This is a genomic window from Leisingera sp. G5_S3_59_S7 (genome assembly GCF_054968485.1).
Map to the genome: position 1 here is coordinate 185395 of NZ_JBQKUH010000003.1, position 16709 is coordinate 202103.

The window sequence follows — 16709 nt, forward strand, 5'->3', positions numbered from 1 at the left end:
AGGCGGGTTGACAACGGCATAGAAGAAACTACACAATTTAGCCAAAGCTAACTTTTGTAGGTTCGACCATGAAAAACCTCATTTCAGCGGCATTAGTCGGCCTTTTGCCGGTGGCCGCCGGGGCCACAGCGATTGAGCAAGCCCCATGGGCGCCGCGCTCTGCCGCTTACCGCCTGACACTGTTCATGGGGAACCTGACCCCGGTTCCCTGGGAAAAAATCGAAAACAGCTGGACCGCACCGGCACCGGGCAGCGCATTGTCTGAAGATGCCATGTCGCGGGTGAGCCCGGATGAGGCCCGCGCAATCAGCGCGGCTCTTGCATCGCATGACCGCCAGGCGCTGTTCGAGGCGGCCACGGCAGCCGTGGCCCAGGGTATCCTGCGTCACTTGGCAGCGGCAGAGACTGCGCTTGGACAGCCCTACGCAGCACATGAGGTTGCCAATGCCGAAGCGCTGTTCCGGGCGTTCGAGGACGGCATCAAGGCGGCGGATGCGAATGCCGCGCGCGATCTGGGGCGGGCATGGCTCGCCCTGAACTCCTCGCTTGGCACTGCTGGCGTGCTTGGCCATGGAGCGCAAGAGACCGATGCAGAGAGCTTTGCCGCAGCACGTGCAACGCTCGAAACCTATCTGACAGAAAATTATTTGCCTGCCGCCTATGCGGAACGCGAAACGCTGACCCCGGTCCCCGAAAGCGCAGTGCGCTCGGGAACGCCGGTGTCGCTGCCTGCAACCTTGCCGCCGGGGTCGAATATCGCCGATCAGCAGGAATTGCCCCGGCTGGTGCTGCAATTTGAAGAAGCTGGCGAGGATGAGGCGAACCTGCCGCTGGTTGCCTATGGCGACATGCTGTTCGACAGCCCGGAAATTTTTGGCGGCCCGGCTCGCGAACTGGGTATTGCCTGTTCCACCTGCCACAACCGTTCGGATGTGAACCGGGACTTCTTCATCCCCGGACTGTCAAAATACGCGGGCGGCATGGATGTGGACGGCTCCTTCTTCAACCCGATGTTCAATGACCGGGTAGACGACCATCTGGACACGCCTTCAATGCGGGGCATCCGCTTTACTGCGCCTTACGGGCGCGATGGGCGCGAGCCCAGCCTGCGGCGGTTCATCCGCAATGTGATCGTGACCGAGTTCGCAGGCGATGAGCCGACACCCTTCCAGCTGGACGCGCTGGAGGCCTATGTCAAGCAGTTCGACTTTCTTCCGAATCCGAAAATCGACAGGGCGGGCAGGCTGACGAATTTGGCCTCGGAAGCTGCCAAGCGCGGGGAGAAGCTGTTCAACACCGATTTCGCCGGACTGGGAGACCGCTCCTGCGCCTCGTGCCACACGCCCGAGCGTAACTTCCGCGATGGTCTCACATACGACATCGGCACTGCCGAGCCCCCCTTCCCGGGCGGTACGCCAATCCACTTTGAAACGCCCACCTTGCGCAATATCAACTTCACCGCGCCCTATATGCACGACGGGTCGCTGCCAACGCTGGCCAGCGTTGTGGACTGGTTCGACGAAAGCAAAGTTCTGGGGCTGGATGAGGCACAGCGTGCCGATCTGACCGCCTATCTCGAGGCTGTCGGAGATGGTGAGGAACCCTATCAGGCGTTTGAAGGCCGCGACAGCGTGTTCCGCTTGTCCTGGGAAGAACTGACCACTTTCGCAAGCACCCTGGATACGCTGCTGCCGATGCGCGATGCCGAAAACATCGCCCTTCTGGTGGATACGGTCGCCCCTGATCTGGCGGCAGATGCGAGTGTCATGGTTAATCAAAACTCCAAGCCGGAGATCTATGAGTTCGCGGCCATCCTGCGGGCTGTCGGCGATGCAAGCGCCAAAGGCGATTGGGAGGAGGCAGGCCGCCAGTGGGACCTGTTCAAAGCGATGCAAGCCGATATTGACGAGAGGATGTTCTGATGCTGTCGCGCCGCAATTTTCTGGCCGTATCGGCCGCATTCCTCGCCGCGCCAGCCTTGGCAGCGGGTGAGGAGCTGAAACTGGCCTTCATTCCGCAAGAAAACCCCGAAAAGCTGCTGGGCGACATAAAGGCGGTCACCGGCTGGCTGTCCGAACGCATGGGAATGCCGGTGACAGGGTTTGTGACCTTCGACCATGCCGCCGCCGTCGAGGCGCTGCGCAACGGCGATGCAGACATATCTTTCATGGGCGCTCTGCCTTATGTTCTGGCCGAGGATCAGATTGGTGCCGTGCCACTGCTGTCCGAGGTCTACCGCGGGCAGCCGAGCTATGCGGGTCGCGTGTTTGTCCGCAAGGACAGCGGCATCGAGACGCTGGCCGACCTCAAAGGGCGTGACATTGCCTTTGCCGATCCGGTATCGGAGTCCGGCTATCTATACCCGCTTGATCTGTTCGTGCGCGAGGGGCTTATCGCCGATGCCGCCGATGCGGACAATTTCTTTGGCCGGAAGTTCTTTGCCGGGGGCTATCAGCAGGCGATGCAGGCCATGGCGAATGGGCTTGTGGATGCCGCCGGCGCCAGCCAGTATGCCGATCTTCTGCTGACGCCGGATCAGCAGGCAGAAGTCAAAGTCCTGGCCGAAAGCGAACAGATCCCAAGCCATGCGGTTGTTGCACGGCCCGGCCTGGACAAGGGCGTGCAGGCCAAGTTCATCGAAACCATGTTGCAGCTCAATGAGCCAGGCAACCGCCACCTGCTGGCGTATCTCTATGGGCCGGACGGCTACATCGCGGTGGACCGGGACGTTTACGAAGGCGTGCGCGAGACGGCACGGCGCTACGGGTACCTGAAATGACAGCAGCTTTCACCCTGAATGCAGTGTCGCACCACTTCGGCGGCGCCGCGGCGCTGTGCGAAGTGTCGCTCAGCGCCGCACCGGGTGAACGGGTGGCCCTGCTTGGCCCGTCGGGCGCCGGGAAATCCACCCTGCTCGCACTGCTCGACGGCCGCCTGCGCGGCTGGCGCGGCGAGGCCGAGGTTCTGGGGGTGCCGCTTTCGGCAACGCAGGCTCCGCCGCGTGAGCTGCGCACCGGTGCCGGGTTCATCTTTCAGGAATTTGCACTGGTTGACCGGCTGACTGTCTATCAGAATGTGATGAACGGGCGGCTTTCCCGGATGCGCATCTGGCCCTCCCTTTGGGGGCGGTTTGGCGAGCAGGACCACCTCAAAACAGCTGCCGCGCTCGAAGATACCGGTCTCTCCGATCTGGCCCGGCGTAGGGCGGACCAGCTTTCAGGCGGTCAGCGGCAGCGGGTGGCAATTGCCCGTTGCCTGGCGCAGGATCCCAGGCTGATCCTTGCCGACGAACCGGTGAGCAACCTTGACCCCGCCCATGCGGAACGGATCCTCGGCCTGATCACAGGCGCAGCTGACAAACGCGGCATCGGAGTCGTCTTCAGTTCGCACCAGCCAGAACTGGCGCGCCGCTTTGCCGACCGGATTGTGGGGCTGCGAGCCGGCGCAGTGCAGTTCGACAAACCCTCCGCTCAGGTGACCAGCGACGACATCGCCGAACTTTACCACGGCACGGTTCCCGGCGCCGGGCTGCGCGTGGTCAGTTGATGAGCCAGGTGCTGACTTGGATCGTGCTGGCGGCGGCCGTCCTTTGGTCCGCCACAAGCGCAGAAATGGGGCTGGACAAGCTTCCCGGTGCAGGGCCTCGCCTGGGCGAATTCCTCGGGCGGATGATGCCGCCGGACCTGTCGATCTGGCGCGAAGTCATGCGGGGTCTGGCAGAAACCCTGCGGATTGCCATCCTCGGTACTTTCTTTGCGGTCATCCTGTCCGCTGGGCTGGCAGTTCTCGCAGCCGAGACCCTAGTGCCGTCATCCGTTTGGCGCCCGGTGCGCGGCCTTCTGGCGATGATCCGCTCCATTCCGCTGATCCTGGTGGCGATGCTCATGGTTGGTGCGGTGGGGCTTGGGCCCTTGCCCGGGATCCTCGCCATCACCTTCCATGCAACGGGGATGCTGGCGAAATTCTATGCCGAAGCGATCGACAATGTGGCCGCCGCCCCGGTGGTAGCACTGGAAAGTGCTGGCGCCAGCCGCACGCAGCAGCTGCGATGGGCGATTTGGCCTCAGATGGCGCCGGTCATCCTGCGGGACACCGTGTTCCGTTTCGAACTGAACCTGCGCGAAAGCCTAATCCTCGGCATTGTCGGTGCGGGCGGCATCGGGCTTTATGTCCAGACCTACGTGCGCTCGTTCCAATATGACAAGGCCGCGACGGTAACCATGGCCATTGTTGTGCTTGTGCTTGCGTCGGAGGCGGTCAACTCCGCCCTGCACAAGCGGTTTTCCTGAGCGGATCCTTACAGTTTATGACTACGGTTATAGGCGGCTGAAATGCTGAGTGGCCGGCGCCCCTCCACAGCGCGTAGCAAGGGATTCCGAACTGAAGGCTGGAGCCAAGGGAAACAGAAGGGCTCCAGCCTTCTTCTAAGATTGCTTGCCGGCGGACGTTAACTACGCAACGGCATCAAAATGAGAGCGCTACCGATCAGGCATATCATCATTCCTGCTATATCCCAGCGGTCGGGGCGATTGCCTTCGGCCAGCCACATCCAGAACATAGAACTGGCGATATAGACGCCGCCATAGGCGGCGTAGGCCCGCCCGGCAAATGCGCTGTCTGCGCGCGTCAGAAGATACGCGAACAGCACAAGGCTTGCGATGCCGGGCACGAGCCAGAGCGGCGAACGGTCGAGGCGCAGCCACGCCCAGAAGGCAAAGCACCCGGCGATTTCCGCCAGGGCTGCCAGGGCAAAGATCAGAAACGTCCCGGTCAAGATGCCAGCGCCTCCAGCACCGGGCACTCCGGGACATCCTCGCCGGAACATTGGCCTGCTGTTGCGGCCAATACTTTTTCGATCCTGCGAAGGTCTTCAATTTTCCGGCGCACATCGCTGAGATGGCGTTCAGTCAGGGCTTTCACTTCGCCGCAAGTCTGGGTGCCGCCATCCACGAGGCCAAGCAGCCCTTTAATTTCGTCAATGGCAAAGCCGAGCTCGCGGGCCCGCAGGATGAAACGCAGACGCTGAATGTGGCTCTGCCCGTAGATGCGGTGGCCCGCAGCCGTGCGCGGCGGGTCCGGCATCATGCCGGTCTTCTCGTAATATCGGATGGTTTCAAGGTTGCAGCCCGTTGCCTTGGCCAGCTCCCCCCGAGTGAGAGATGTCGCGTTTTTGTGATCTGGCATCGTAAATAACCTCCTTGCCCCTGTAGCTACTACAGGCCCTACACAAGGTGCTAGCCCTATTCGTGAGGAGAAAAATATGAGGATTGCTGAAAAGCAAACCGGAGAAGCGGACACGGGTGTGAACCGAAACAGCAAAGGCTGGCTTGCCGCGGGCGGTCTGCTTGGCGCGGTTTTTGCGTCCGCCTGTTGCGTCGGACCGCTGGTTTTGCTCACGCTCGGTATCTCGGGGGCCTGGATTGGTAACCTGACCGCACTTGAGCCCTACAAGCCGGTATTCGCTCTGATCGCGCTTGGCTTCATCGGCGCCGGCTTCCGGCAAGTCTATTTCCGCAGGCCAGCCACCTGCGAACCTGGCTCCTACTGCGCCAAGCCTTCTTCGGCACGCATCACCAAAACCGCACTCTGGATCTCGCTGGTTCTTGTTGTGGCAGCTCTGACCATCACCTGGTGGGCGCCGCTCTTCTATTGAAAGGAATATCTCATGAAAAAAATGCTCGCCGCGGTTCTCGGCTTTGGCCTTCTCGGAATGGCGTCCATCGCCTCCTTTGCGCTGCCCGCTGCCGCCCAAAGCGTTGCAGCGGAGGAGACTGTAACCTTCGCAGTTGAAAATATGACCTGCGCGCTCTGCCCGGTGACTGTGAAGCACGCCATGGCGGGGGTGGGTGGCGTGCGCTCTGTAGACGTGGATTTTGAAGCAAAGACTGCCACGGTTGTTTTTGACAGCGCGGCAACAAGCGCTGAAGCTATTTCGGCAGCCTCCGCAAATGCTGGTTATCCGGCGATGGAGAAGGGCTGATCCTGTGCGCGACAGTCTGATGGGAGGCCTCGCCGCGACAATCCTGGCGGCACCGCTGGTGATAATCTGCTGTGGCGGCCGTGTCCTTTTGTCTGCGCTTGTCGGAACGGTTGGCGGGTGGCTGACCGGGTACGGCATGATTGCCATTGGGCTGGCGGCTGCGGCTCTTGCATTGGTCTGGCGTTCGATGCGCTGCGGCTGTTTCTGCCCCCACTAGGATGGTGCTCCTTTGGGGCTGAATCTGATCCCGGCAAAGTTCGCCGGAGCATGAACCAATCACAAAACAACGGCGCCCGCGCGCGCCCTGAAAAGGATCAAAAAATGAACAGCGACTGCTGCACGCCGAATGGAGAATATGACCTTGCTGTCATTGGGGCCGGATCGGCGGGTTTCTCGGCCGCGATTACTGCGGCCAAAGGCGGCAAACGCGTGGCGCTGATCGGGCACGGCACCATCGGCGGCACCTGTGTGAATGTGGGTTGTGTGCCTTCGAAAACGATGATCCGTGCCGCCGAGGCGGTGCATGGCGCGATGGCTGCGCATCGCTTTCGCGGTCTGAAAGCCAGCGCAGAAGTCACAGACTGGGCTGCGATAACCGGGGCCAAGGATGATCTGGTCGCTATGCTGAGGCAGAAGAAGTATGCCGATTTGCTCCCAGGATACGAGGGTGTCACCTATATCGAAGAAGGCCCCGCGCGGCTGGTTGCGGGCGGTGTCGAGGCAGGAGGCCGGTTTATCCAGGTGCCGAAGGTGATCATCGCAACCGGCGGGAGGCCAGCACAGCCAGACATCGCGGGAATTGAAACTGTGCCGTCCCTGGACAGCACGTCTCTGCTGGAATTGGAGCATTTGCCTGAACGCTTGATTTTTCTGGGCGGCGGATTCATCGGCGTTGAATTGGCGCAGATGATGTCCCGGATGGGCGTCAGTGTGTCTCTTGTCTGCCGCTCTCGCCTGCTGCCGCAGGCTGAGCCAGAGGTCTCCGAAGCGCTGGCGGAAATCCTGCGCGACGAAGGCATTACGATTTTGGAAGGCGTTAGCTACGAGGGTAGCCACCGTGAAGGCAGCGAAGCAGTTCTGCACGTGCAAAAGGACGGTGCGGTGCAGGATCTGGAGGCAGATTATCTCGTCCTGACAACCGGGCGCACCCCGAATACCGAGGGACTTGGCCTTGCGGAGCTGGGGGTTGAAACGGATGCGCGAGGGGCCATTGCTGTCGGCGTGGATATGCAATCCAGCCGCCCCGGCGTCTATGCGGCCGGGGATGTGACGGACCGCGATCAGTTTGTCTACATGGCAGCCTATGGCGCGAAACTGGCAGCCCGCAATGCAGTTCTGGGCGGTCAAGAGACCTACGATAATGCGGCGATGCCCTGGGTTGTATTCACCGACCCGCAGGTGGCGGGCGCCGGCCTGACCGAAGCGCAGGCGCAAGCGGCGGGCCATGAGGTGAGAACCAGCGTTCTCACGCTCGACAACGTGCCGCGCGCGCTTGCGGCTCGGGACACGCGCGGCCTGATTAAACTGGTGGCCGATGCCAGGACAGACCAGCTTCTGGGAGGTGTTATCATGGCGCCGGAAGGCTCCGACAGCGTCCAGACTCTGGCCATGGCCTTGAAATTCGGAATGACCGCTAAGTCACTTGGAACTACGATATTTCCCTATCTCACTACCGTAGAAGGGCTGAAACTCGCAGCGCAGACCTTTGACATGGATGTAGGTCAGCTCTCCTGCTGCGCAGGGTGAATTGGGAGCACATCGGATGACCGGTATTGAAGCTCTCCTGCAAGACATTGACAGCCTGTCGCTTATCACGGTCGGTCTGCTGCTTCTCGCCGGTTTGGTGGTAGCATAGCCCGAGTTCGTTTTGCTTGATTGCCGTAGCGACAGGGCTTGGCGCCAGAACGTGGCAGTTATGTTTGCGGCCTTGGGGGTCTGGGGCACGGCAAGCGGTTGGCCTGACCTGATTGTTGCTGCGGTCATGGCAACGTTGTTTCTTTCCCCTGCTTTCCAGATCGTGCGCCAAGCGCTCGCCGAGCGCCGGGAAGTTGGAGAACATCAGCATGTTTGACGAGGATCAAGACAACCTATCTCGAATGATGCGAAATTTGCTCAACTGAGTCGCAAGTACAGAGGACTCTCACTATGCACCTGAAACGCCGCCAAATACTGACTTACGCCGCAGGCTTCGCCAGCACAGCACCATTTGCCACGTTTGCGCAAAACACACCTTCCATCCATGTTCTCAAGGATCCGAATTGCGGCTGTTGCAGTGCTTGGATCGATATCCTTCGGCAGGAAGGCTTTCGCGTTACCGAGGAGCGCAGCTTTGGAACACTGCTCGTCCGCCACAAATTGGACAACGGCATTCCCGAAAAAATGATCTCCTGCCACACAGGCGAGATCGATGGCTACATGATCGAGGGGCACGTACCGGTTGCCGACATTCGTCGTCTATTGGAGGAGCGACCTAGCGCCATTGGACTTGCTGTTCCTGGGATGCCCTACGGTTCGCCTGGGATGGGGCCGGAAGATCGTCGTGAGGCCTACGACGTATTCTTGATCCTTAAGGACGGCAGCACCGAGGTGTTCACGAGTTACGAAGCGGCCTGAGGCGACATTCATCGAGCGGAATCAGTAAGGAGGAGAAGATGACACGGCGTGGATTACGCATTCTTGCCCTTGGCGTTTTGTCTATCGCTATTGCCGGTGTGGCCGGTGCCCAACAGCAAGCAGGAGACTGGTGGGGTCATGGGCCAATGGGACCGGGCCACATGAGGTCTGAACGCATGCCTGGTTGGGGGCATGGCAACATGGGACCTGGCCAGCAGCAGCGCATGCAGCGACACTGGACATACATGAACGAGGGCGTGCCTTCAGCCTATCGGGGGGCTCGAAGCACCATTCGCGCGACACCCGGAAATCTTACGGAGGGTCAGGCACTTTACACGGAAAACTGCGCGAGGTGTCATGGCGCCAAGGGTTTGGGAGATGGTAAAGCCGGACGCTCGCTCGTTCCCTCTCCGGCCCTCCTGAGATGGTTGATCCAGATGCCGATGTCGGGAGATGAGTATCTTCTTTGGGCTATCTCCGAGGGTGGAGAACGCTTCGGAACAGACATGCCAGCTTTTAAACAAACGCTGAGTGAAGAAGACATCTGGAAGATCATCGCCTACATGCGCTCAGGTTTCCCTTGATCTGTCGTCAATCTGCTGGTCTTCGAAGAGATTTTTTGCTGTCGATACTGTGACGATAGTTCCAGCAGATAAAAGTCTGACAAGGCGGCATTCTGGTAGGAAACACGGAAACAGACATTCCTGTAAGCCGCAGCACCAGCAGGTTAGGGGCTCGAAACTCGATTTCGCCGCACGCAGCATAAACGTCTGCTTGCTCCGATGGCAAACCAATGAGTTAATAATGAAGACTGGTGCGAGAGAGGGGAGTCTGCTGAAAAAAAGATTGAGGGGTTAGTGGCGCCTTAGTGAAAAAACTATGTGTCACCCTTCACTAATTGACGCAATCTGACGGATGAGCGCGGGGTCAGCTTGCCGCACCCCGCCTGCGAAAGTGAATGCGCTCATGGCTAAAAAATGGCGTATATGCGGAGCCTAGGCTAACCAAATCAACTTTTTCACCCCGGCATCCTACCTACTTTATCACCCTGATCTTTGCCCCGAAAATGGCTTTCTGCCCCTGATCGGCCTGCAACTGTGTACGGAAGTCCCAGCCGTGCGCCAGAAGCTTTTCTGGCAGATCGGCGGGGGCCAGCTTGGCATACTTGAGCGCCATATCTGGTTTCTTCCAGCCGCCACGCGTCATCAGCAGAAGCAAGTCCTTGTTCATCGCATAGTGCCATGTGGCAAAGGTATGCCGCAGCGTGTGCGGTGTCACATCGCCGCCTAGTTTGGCCGCAACACGCGCCTTGGTGAAGGCAGCTTCAATCTGACCGCCGCTGCCGGTGCTGAGCTTGTATGCCTTTCCCTTCGGCGTGCGGAAAACAGCCCCGGTTTCCGGCAGTCCTGAAGCAGCAAGCAGACGCATCACACGCGCCGGAAATTCGGCCATTTTCAGCTCGCCATTCTTGGATGTCGGAATGAGCGCTTGACGGGTTTCTAGGTGAAGGTTTTCACATTGCAGTCCCAGCGCCTCGCTGGTGCGGCAGCCGGTTCCAAGCAGGAATGTCACGATCGGGAGCAGGTGTGGCTCGCTTGCTTCCAGTAGATCCTCGGCCTCGCCAGGTGTCAGCCAGCGGATTTTGGACTGGGGCTCCTTGCGACGGCGGAAGCGGCGCGGAGTCACATGGCCATCGTCAGCGGCTAGATTGTAGATGGCGCTGATGGGGGTGATGATCTGCCGGTTGATGGTGGCGGGTGCAGCGTCGGGCATCAGGATCGCCCGTGCCGCTTTGTTCGCCGCGTCATTGTCGACGTCGGCCAGCCGTGTCTTTTCCCCGAAGTGAATCAGCAGCGGTCCGATGAACCGGGTTTCCCCACCACTTTCCATGTAGGTCAGCGCAGCCTCGGCAAAAGTCAGGGTTGCCGACTTACCAAGTGTCGCACGCTCGATGATTTCGGCTGACCGTCTTACACGGATGATTTCTGCGGCTTTTTTGTCGCTAACTCCAGTGCTCTCATAAATGCTTTGTCCTGCGAGGGTACCCCGGATGACGAAATTTCCGGTGGGTTTGCCTTGGCTGTTTTTGCGCCGAAAGAGAATGAGGGGCATCTCTGAACCTCCCCCTTAAAGAATGCGTTTAGCAGATCCGGCGGACGGTAGAGGATGCGAACTCGTCCGCTCACCTCAACCCGTGCGAGGCTGCCGCTTTTGAATTTGGAGTCCAGCCCGCTGCGACTGGTGAAGATTTTGAAGCGGGCGAGATAGGCTATAGCTTCCTCTGTGGTCAGCAGACGCTCCTCGGACAGTGCATGCATCGGATGATCCTCAAGCAGGCAGTTGATTGTGGCCGGGCGACCGGGTGTTTCCGGCGCCTGCTGGCTTTTGGCATGTCTTCTCCGGTCCCGTGCCATTGACCGAGGTCTCCTGTCTCCGGCGGGCGGCGGCCGCCCGCGTGCGTTGATGGAGACAGTTTACGGCGCTCGATTGGGTTGGATCGACCCGCGCTATGAACCTGTAGAGGCGAGAGATGTGGATAAGTGCCTAGAAATACGGAACTTTCCCTCTGCAGAGGGCGCCGGGCAGGGACGTTGGGCAAAGAACTGTCCGGCAGGGGTTTTGGGCAAAGTTTTTCCAGGAGGGAATTATCCGGATTTTGGGTCAACCGGTGCCTGCACCGCGGAAGTTTGCGCATAAGCTTTGTGCAAATCCGGTGGCGGCGCGGCTTGGTTGGCGGGCGCATCTACTGGTCCTGGACCGGCTCCGGACCATTTTTGCGCGGCACGTCGCGCAGCCAGGACCGGACCGCTTTGGCATCGAACTCTCGTTTCTGCACCAAGTCTGCAGCCATGTCCTGCAGCAGCTGCTGATGGGGGTACAGCAGCGCGCGCGCGTGGTCCTCGGCGTAGTCGAGTTTCTCACGGAGGCGTTTGCGGTCGGGTTCAGCCAATTGCGCGTGATCCTGCGGTCCAAACCAGCTGTTGCCGAAGGCGCCTAAACCCAGTTCAAAATCCATTGCCAGGACCATCCGCGCTGCTTTCCCGAGGTCGGACGTGGCACTGCCGCCAGCGCCCGCGGACACAGTATTAAAGATGAGCCGCTCCGCTGCCCGACCGGACAAGTGGACGTACAACTGACGGTCGAAATCCGACGGCAGACCTGCATTCGGAGGAACATCCCGTTCGATTGTTCCGCCTGCGGCAGCCACCCGGACCTGTGTGATCGCCTCGCCGAAGATCCAGGCGACGATGGCATGGCCGCATTCATGGACGCAGATGCGGTAAAGTAAGTCATGGCTCTCCTTCAGTTCCATGACTTGCAGATGGCGGCGTAGAAGCTGGAGATCGAGCGGGCAGCCGCTGTGCCGGGCTTCACTGCGGGCAGAGCGCACCGCGGCGTCGATGTCGGCGGCGGTCTTGCCGATGCTGTCCCGCGCCAGCAGCTGCAGATCCCCCTCTTGGACTGCGTCCTGCAGCCGCTCAGCAATGAGGTGCTGCAGCATCGCCTTGCTTGGCAGCGGCATCTCGATCTTGATGTCAAACCGCCCGGCTCTCAGCACCGCGGGGTCTAGGTGCTCCGGGTGGTTGCAGGCACCGACGACCATGATCCCTTCCTCCCGGCTGACGCGGTCCATCTGCTCAAGGAACCCGGCGACCACCTGGCGCCTGTAGCTGGCACTGTTGTCGCCGACGCTGTCGCGGGAACCGATCGCGTCAATTTCATCCAAAAAAAGGATACAGGGAACATTCTTCTTCGCTTCATCGAAGCTTTTGCGCATCGCAAGCAGGAGGTTACCCAAGTGACCGTTGGCCTGCCATTCAGCGCAGCTGGTCTCGATGCAATTAACCTCGGCGCTCCCTCCCATTGCCCTGGCCAGATAACTTTTGCCGGTGCCTGGCTTGCCAAAAAGCAGCAAGGAGTGCGGGATCTCATTCCAGGCCACGCCGCCTTCGGCCCACAGGCGCAGGTCAGCAACCAGTTGCCGGGCGGTGTCATATGCTGGGCCAATGCCTGTGATCTCTTCCCTCGGGGCGTGGGCTTCGGGCGGTGAAGCCGCAGCGGCAGCAAGCGCTTGTGTGATGCGCTGCGCGACCCTTTTGGCAGTGGGCGCACGCAGGGCGAAAGAGAGTGTGGGGGTGGAGAGTTCTTGCAGCTGGCCGCTCGGGGGCAGCGCGGCGCGGGCGGCGGCTTCATCAATGCGGCCCGTGCGGCTGTGGGTCCGACGCAACAGGGCGATCAGAAAATCTGCGTCCACCTGTGGCAATGCCAGCTGATGACAGTGCTCCGCCACCAGCGGCGCCGGCAGGGCCATCTCATCCGGCAGGCAGATCCACAAAGGCTGGCTGTGCGCCAGGCCTTTGATGATTTGGTCGCGCAGCTCATCAATGTGTTGCTGTTCAATCGCACCATCGCGGGCACTGGGGACAGCAAGGGTCACGCGCTGAGGCAGCTGCACCTGGCGCCGGGCGTCATAGGCCTGCCAGCCCGGCGGCAGCAGGGCGTGGTTAAGGAGGTTTTCCACGCTTGAAAAACCGGAAGCAGGAACGTTGCGAAGGATCAGCACGGCGCCACGGGCAAGCTGCGCGTCCACTGCAGCCGGGGAGCCGAAGGCCGCGGCGATCCGCAGCAGCAGAAGCAGCTTGTCTGCCGGCAGGTCTGGGTCCGGCAGCCAGCGGCCCGTGTTGTCACAGGCATATGGGTCGGCACCTTCCTGCTCCAGCGCTTCCCAGAGTTCCGGCGGCAGATGCCGCGCGTCCGGCTGCTCGCTCAGATGTTGCAGCAAAGAATGGGGGTGATCCGGTGCAGGGGGCACAAGGGGCTCCTCGGCGCCAGCACTGTCGTCTGGCGCGTCTTCTTTGAGTGTCTTGCGGCGCGCCTGCTGCAGCTCATGGTAATAGAGATGATAGCGGCGGGCGCAGCCTTCGGCGAACTGCCACCAATCGGGGCGTGCGGATTTGGAGAGATCGAGCTGGCTCATGGCAAGCCTCCTGTGAACAGGCAAAAGGGATCGGGCGCCCGGTGAAACCGGGCGGGAGATGTTGGAAATTGAAGGGGAGGGGGCGCTTAGCTGTCTTCTTCTGCCTCGATGGCGTCGAGCATCGCGAAGATCACCTGGGCCGCATCGGCGAAATAGACCTCGCTGCGGACCCGCAGGGCGTCACTGTAGAGCTCTGGCGGTGCGACTTGATCGGAAAACCCCGCCTGCAGCTTCGCGTGCAGCCGCTTCTCGGCCTGCAAGGCCAGCTGCCCGGTTGCCATCGGAACGGTCTTCAGGATCTTCGCGTCCAGGTCACGGTGCTTCAGCAACTGGTGGCGCAGGCGGGAATCCGGGTTCCGTGAAAAGCCAAGCTTGACGAGGCGCAACCCGGAGGCCAGCCGGAATTGCATCGCGTAGAGGTAGCTTGGTGCGGCAGGCCAGTCCTCACCGCATTGCCCGCAGGCAAACCGGCTGGTTTGCATGTTGGCACGGGCGATCCTTTGTTCGTGGCCGCAGGACGCATGCCGGTACAGACGGTAGTTCTGGTTGCCACCTGTGTCTTCTCCGATCAGGTGCCACCCCCGTTCTTCTGCTTCAGCCTGTTCTTTGTCAGCGTGGCAAATCTCGCACCGTACACTGCACAGGCCTTCGGCTGCCCGCTTCACCATCTCAAATTGCCGGCGCAAGTTATGGCCGCAGGGGGCGATATAGTGGCCATAGTGACGGTCTTCCGGATCGCGGCCTGCCCACTTTAAACCTGCGGCCGCGGCGTCGGCCTGCCAGCGCGCTTCGATGCAATGCGGGCACTGCGGCTGGCTGTTCATTAGAACAAAGATCTTGCTGGCATGTGCCAAGCCGCAGCTTTGGCAGGCTAGAAGCAGATGATACCGGTCTTTGATGCGCTGGACGATTTTGAATCCTTTTGCGTTGGCGGCGGCGCGCCAGTGGGGATGGACCGTTTGCGGGAAATGTTCGCAGGTTGAGTGGGGCATAGCAGCCTCCGCATAGGCAAAATTGGGCTGGGCAGGCGCCGGAACTGGCGCTTGCTGAAACTTCAGACATGGCATGGCTGAGCCGGGCGCAGCGGCGTGTCCGCCGCGGGCCGGGTCAGAAGAATGCTGGGATGGTGGGCCTAGTTGGGCAGAAAGTTCTGCGCTTCAGCCGCCACAGAGAGTTCGATGAGAGCGTTCATCTGTCGCGCGCCTGTCTGCAGCAGGGCTTGGCAATCACCATCTTCGACGGTGAACAGCTCCTGGTTCTCATGGAACAGCTGCTGAAATCTGAGAGCCTCTTCCGGCCCCGTGGACTCGATGAGGAAGTGCAGCAGCATGCTCATGCGCTGCAAAGGCAAGTCGCTGGCCCGGACCACCTGCGCGGTCAGGATGTCGCCGCTGAGTTTAAGGCAATCCTGCCATTTGGCTTCTGCGGCCTCTTGAAAGTTGGTGCAAGCGGGATCCCAGGCGAGGGAGTGAGACAGATCACGCTCCAAATTCAGGGCTTCGTCCACTGCCTTGGTTAGTGCGCCGAAGGTGTGGTTGATGAAGGTGGGGCTGCCATCTGCGACAGATGCGGGCCACGGGTCTTTCAGCGCGCACTCGCGCATGATACGGAAAGTATCAGCCATAGTCGGTCTCCTTCCGCGAGATCGGTTTGGTTAGGGCCGGGCGGGGAGCTTCCACCTTCCCCTCGGTCCGTTGCAAATGTGTGCAACTAAATGCAATATGCACCCATTGAATCTGAATGTCAACTGCACACAAGTGAACACATGGCCAGAACATCAGCGATATCTGTACGAGTGACTGAAGAAACCAAGAAAGCCGTAGAAAAGGCAGCGGCGGAGGATGACCGGTCTGTAGCCTCTTTTGTTGAACGGCTTCTGATCGCGCACCTTAAAGAACAAGGGTATCTGCAAAAGTAAGTGCGGGCGCCTGGAGGAAATGACCCAGGTGTCTGGTTCCAACTTCGCATGATCGGCTTGCTGCCCTTCCAGATTATCGAAAAACAATAAGTCATCCCAGGCCCCCGGCAGGGCGAGTCCAGCAGGCTGCTGGCCGCAGGAAGCATGTTTGGGCGGAGCCCGGACTGCGACCGAGGAGGGGATCGAAGGGGGTATCCCCCTCGCGAACTGGCAAGTTGAAATTCCGGGGTCCAGCCCGGGATTGCAACTTGCCTAGTGAGTTACAAGCCTCACAAAAACAAAAATAAGCCTATCGGGATTTTCTTCGTCTTCGCGGAGACTCGGATCAGAGAAGCAGATCCGAGCAGCAAGATGACAGTACAGCCCAAGTTTACCAACTCAAAGCCCGTAATTCTTAATGAAGCACCGGTCGTGCTGCGATTTGCAGGCTTGTTTCCGCGGGACCTTGGCAAGTTCAAGATGCATGACGAGCGCGGCGGCGGCGACCTGGATCATGTCGACCAGGAGTTGTCGCGGCTGAACCAGGTGCTGGCCGGCGAGCCGGGCTGGCAGCAGCAGATACGCGGCGAAATTGCTGAGATGCGCCGTCACAATCACGAGGAGCATTTGCGCGCTCTGAAGGCCAAGTCACGCATGAAGGACGCCAGGAAGCTGGAGGCGGAAGGGCCTGCAGACCCCTGGCGATCCTGCAGCAGAGGCCCGCTTCGTGAAGGCATATTCACTGTCAACAAAGACTGGTTCGGCGGCGCAGGGCTCTCTGAATGGGATCCGGAACGTGTCTCTGCTTTCCGCAAAACCGCCATGTCGTTCCTCCGTGAAAACTTTCCAAACGGTCAACTGCGCTATGCCAGTGCCCACGTCGATGAGGAGGCTTATCACATCCACTTTGTCGTGGCCGTTTGGACCGAGAAACCATCCGCCAACCGCGGGCATCAGATCCTGCTGCAGGCATCTGAGAACCCGCTCATCAAAAGCTATGAGCATGCCCAGGATCTTGCCGGAGAAGCCTTCGAGACAATTGGGATCACTCGGGGGGAGCGCCGTGCCGAGGCCCGGCGCCAGGCTCGGGCAGAGGGAAAACCTCTGCCCGAGCGGCGGCAGCATGTGCCGCCGTCAAAGTGGCGTGCCGAGGAGCGCCTCAAGGCGCAAGCGGAGAAGAAGCGCATCCTGGGCGATGCCCAGGACGAGGCAAAGGCGGCCGTTGAAACCGGCCGGGACCT

17 protein-coding genes and 1 pseudogene are annotated in these 16709 nt (G+C 60.3%); 12 read left to right on the forward strand and 6 right to left on the reverse strand.

Features of this window, described 5'->3' with window-relative positions; genetic code table 11:
* The first annotated feature begins 68 nt into the window (after nt 1–68).
* The 4 genes from ACTRWG_RS03415 to phnE are packed head-to-tail and all read left to right on the forward strand — an operon-like array spanning nt 69 to nt 4289.
* Nucleotides 69–1922, forward strand: a complete 1854-nt coding sequence (locus tag ACTRWG_RS03415) for a cytochrome c peroxidase (protein ID WP_036797390.1) — start codon at nt 69–71, stop codon at nt 1920–1922.
* Nucleotides 1922–2779, forward strand: a complete 858-nt coding sequence (locus tag ACTRWG_RS03420) for a phosphate/phosphite/phosphonate ABC transporter substrate-binding protein (protein ID WP_027236538.1) — start codon at nt 1922–1924, stop codon at nt 2777–2779. Before ACTRWG_RS03415 ends, ACTRWG_RS03420 begins: the two co-directional genes overlap by 1 nt.
* Entirely contained in the window at nt 2776–3546 is a 771-nt protein-coding gene (locus ACTRWG_RS03425) for a phosphonate ABC transporter ATP-binding protein (protein WP_027236539.1), read from the forward strand. The genes ACTRWG_RS03420 and ACTRWG_RS03425 overlap by 4 nt, the downstream gene beginning before the upstream one ends.
* Entirely contained in the window at nt 3546–4289 is a 744-nt protein-coding gene (phnE, locus tag ACTRWG_RS03430; protein WP_036797393.1) for a phosphonate ABC transporter, permease protein PhnE, read from the forward strand. Before ACTRWG_RS03425 ends, phnE begins: the two co-directional genes overlap by 1 nt.
* 158 nt (nt 4290–4447) lie before the next feature.
* Here phnE and ACTRWG_RS03435 read toward each other — a convergent pair whose 3' ends face one another.
* Nucleotides 4448–4825, reverse strand: coding sequence for a YnfA family protein (locus ACTRWG_RS03435; RefSeq protein ID WP_051357805.1), 378 nt, complete (start codon nt 4823–4825; stop codon nt 4448–4450).
* Nucleotides 4771–5184, reverse strand: a complete 414-nt coding sequence (locus ACTRWG_RS03440) for a MerR family transcriptional regulator (protein WP_027236542.1) — start codon at nt 5182–5184, stop codon at nt 4771–4773. Before ACTRWG_RS03440 ends, ACTRWG_RS03435 begins: the two co-directional genes overlap by 55 nt.
* A 76-nt stretch (nt 5185–5260) precedes the next feature.
* Between ACTRWG_RS03440 and ACTRWG_RS03445 the strand changes: the two genes are divergently transcribed.
* From ACTRWG_RS03445 to ACTRWG_RS03470, 6 genes and pseudogenes are all read left to right on the forward strand, one after another.
* Nucleotides 5261–5653: a mercuric transporter MerT family protein gene (locus ACTRWG_RS03445; RefSeq protein WP_027236543.1), complete on the forward strand. Its 393-nt coding sequence runs from the start codon at nt 5261–5263 to the stop codon at nt 5651–5653.
* 12 nt (nt 5654–5665) lie between these two features.
* Nucleotides 5666–5980, forward strand: a complete 315-nt coding sequence (locus ACTRWG_RS03450; protein WP_027236544.1) for a cation transporter — start codon at nt 5666–5668, stop codon at nt 5978–5980.
* Between the two features lie 321 nt (nt 5981–6301).
* On the forward strand, nt 6302–7726 hold the full coding sequence (merA, locus tag ACTRWG_RS03455; protein WP_027236545.1) for a mercury(II) reductase: 1425 nt from the start codon (nt 6302–6304) through the stop codon (nt 7724–7726).
* 157 nt (nt 7727–7883) lie between these two features.
* Nucleotides 7884–8051: pseudogene (locus ACTRWG_RS03460) on the forward strand (cation transporter); the annotation flags it as partial.
* 74 nt (nt 8052–8125) lie between these two features.
* Entirely contained in the window at nt 8126–8593 is a 468-nt protein-coding gene (locus ACTRWG_RS03465) for a DUF411 domain-containing protein (protein ID WP_027236546.1), read from the forward strand.
* 38 nt (nt 8594–8631) lie between these two features.
* Entirely contained in the window at nt 8632–9177 is a 546-nt protein-coding gene (locus ACTRWG_RS03470; RefSeq protein WP_082023082.1) for a c-type cytochrome, read from the forward strand.
* A 451-nt stretch (nt 9178–9628) separates the two neighbouring features.
* Here the strand turns inward: ACTRWG_RS03470 and ACTRWG_RS03475 are convergent, their stop codons facing one another.
* From ACTRWG_RS03475 to ACTRWG_RS03490, 4 genes are all read right to left on the reverse strand, one after another.
* Nucleotides 9629–10705, reverse strand: coding sequence for a tyrosine-type recombinase/integrase (locus tag ACTRWG_RS03475; protein WP_027236547.1), 1077 nt, complete (start codon nt 10703–10705; stop codon nt 9629–9631).
* Between the two features lie 631 nt (nt 10706–11336).
* Nucleotides 11337–13571 carry an AAA family ATPase gene (locus ACTRWG_RS03480; protein WP_051357807.1) on the reverse strand — a complete coding sequence of 745 codons (2235 nt, stop codon included), beginning with the start codon at nt 13569–13571 and terminating at the stop codon, nt 11337–11339.
* Between the two features lie 86 nt (nt 13572–13657).
* Nucleotides 13658–14395 (reverse strand): GIY-YIG nuclease family protein, encoded by a 738-nt coding sequence (locus ACTRWG_RS03485; RefSeq protein WP_245597377.1) that lies wholly within the window; start codon nt 14393–14395, stop codon nt 13658–13660.
* Between the two features lie 308 nt (nt 14396–14703).
* Entirely contained in the window at nt 14704–15195 is a 492-nt protein-coding gene (locus ACTRWG_RS03490; RefSeq protein WP_027236549.1) for a hypothetical protein, read from the reverse strand.
* A gap of 171 nt (nt 15196–15366) precedes the next feature.
* Here ACTRWG_RS03490 and ACTRWG_RS03495 point away from each other — a divergent pair, with 171 nt between their 5' ends.
* Nucleotides 15367–15489, forward strand: coding sequence for a hypothetical protein (locus ACTRWG_RS03495; protein WP_206539693.1), 123 nt, complete (start codon nt 15367–15369; stop codon nt 15487–15489).
* Between the two features lie 255 nt (nt 15490–15744).
* Nucleotides 15745–16709, forward strand: a 965-nt coding sequence (locus ACTRWG_RS03500) for a plasmid recombination protein (RefSeq protein ID WP_462828950.1), incomplete at its 3' end; no start/stop codon positions are given.

Coding starts and splice junctions, on each gene's coding strand:
- ACTRWG_RS03415 (WP_036797390.1), top strand. CDS start 69: ATGAAAAACCTCATTTCAGCGGCATTAGTCGGCCTTTTGCCGGTGGCC.
- ACTRWG_RS03420 (WP_027236538.1), top strand. CDS start 1,922: ATGCTGTCGCGCCGCAATTTTCTGGCCGTATCGGCCGCATTCCTCGCC.
- ACTRWG_RS03425 (WP_027236539.1), top strand. CDS start 2,776: ATGACAGCAGCTTTCACCCTGAATGCAGTGTCGCACCACTTCGGCGGC.
- phnE (WP_036797393.1), top strand. CDS start 3,546: ATGAGCCAGGTGCTGACTTGGATCGTGCTGGCGGCGGCCGTCCTTTGG.
- ACTRWG_RS03435 (WP_051357805.1), bottom strand. CDS start 4,825: ATGTTCCGGCGAGGATGTCCCGGAGTGCCCGGTGCTGGAGGCGCTGGC.
- ACTRWG_RS03440 (WP_027236542.1), bottom strand. CDS start 5,184: ATGCCAGATCACAAAAACGCGACATCTCTCACTCGGGGGGAGCTGGCC.
- ACTRWG_RS03445 (WP_027236543.1), top strand. CDS start 5,261: ATGAGGATTGCTGAAAAGCAAACCGGAGAAGCGGACACGGGTGTGAAC.
- ACTRWG_RS03450 (WP_027236544.1), top strand. CDS start 5,666: ATGAAAAAAATGCTCGCCGCGGTTCTCGGCTTTGGCCTTCTCGGAATG.
- merA (WP_027236545.1), top strand. CDS start 6,302: ATGAACAGCGACTGCTGCACGCCGAATGGAGAATATGACCTTGCTGTC.
- ACTRWG_RS03465 (WP_027236546.1), top strand. CDS start 8,126: ATGCACCTGAAACGCCGCCAAATACTGACTTACGCCGCAGGCTTCGCC.
- ACTRWG_RS03470 (WP_082023082.1), top strand. CDS start 8,632: ATGACACGGCGTGGATTACGCATTCTTGCCCTTGGCGTTTTGTCTATC.
- ACTRWG_RS03475 (WP_027236547.1), bottom strand. CDS start 10,705: ATGCCCCTCATTCTCTTTCGGCGCAAAAACAGCCAAGGCAAACCCACC.
- ACTRWG_RS03480 (WP_051357807.1), bottom strand. CDS start 13,571: ATGAGCCAGCTCGATCTCTCCAAATCCGCACGCCCCGATTGGTGGCAG.
- ACTRWG_RS03485 (WP_245597377.1), bottom strand. CDS start 14,395: ATGAACAGCCAGCCGCAGTGCCCGCATTGCATCGAAGCGCGCTGGCAG.
- ACTRWG_RS03490 (WP_027236549.1), bottom strand. CDS start 15,195: ATGGCTGATACTTTCCGTATCATGCGCGAGTGCGCGCTGAAAGACCCG.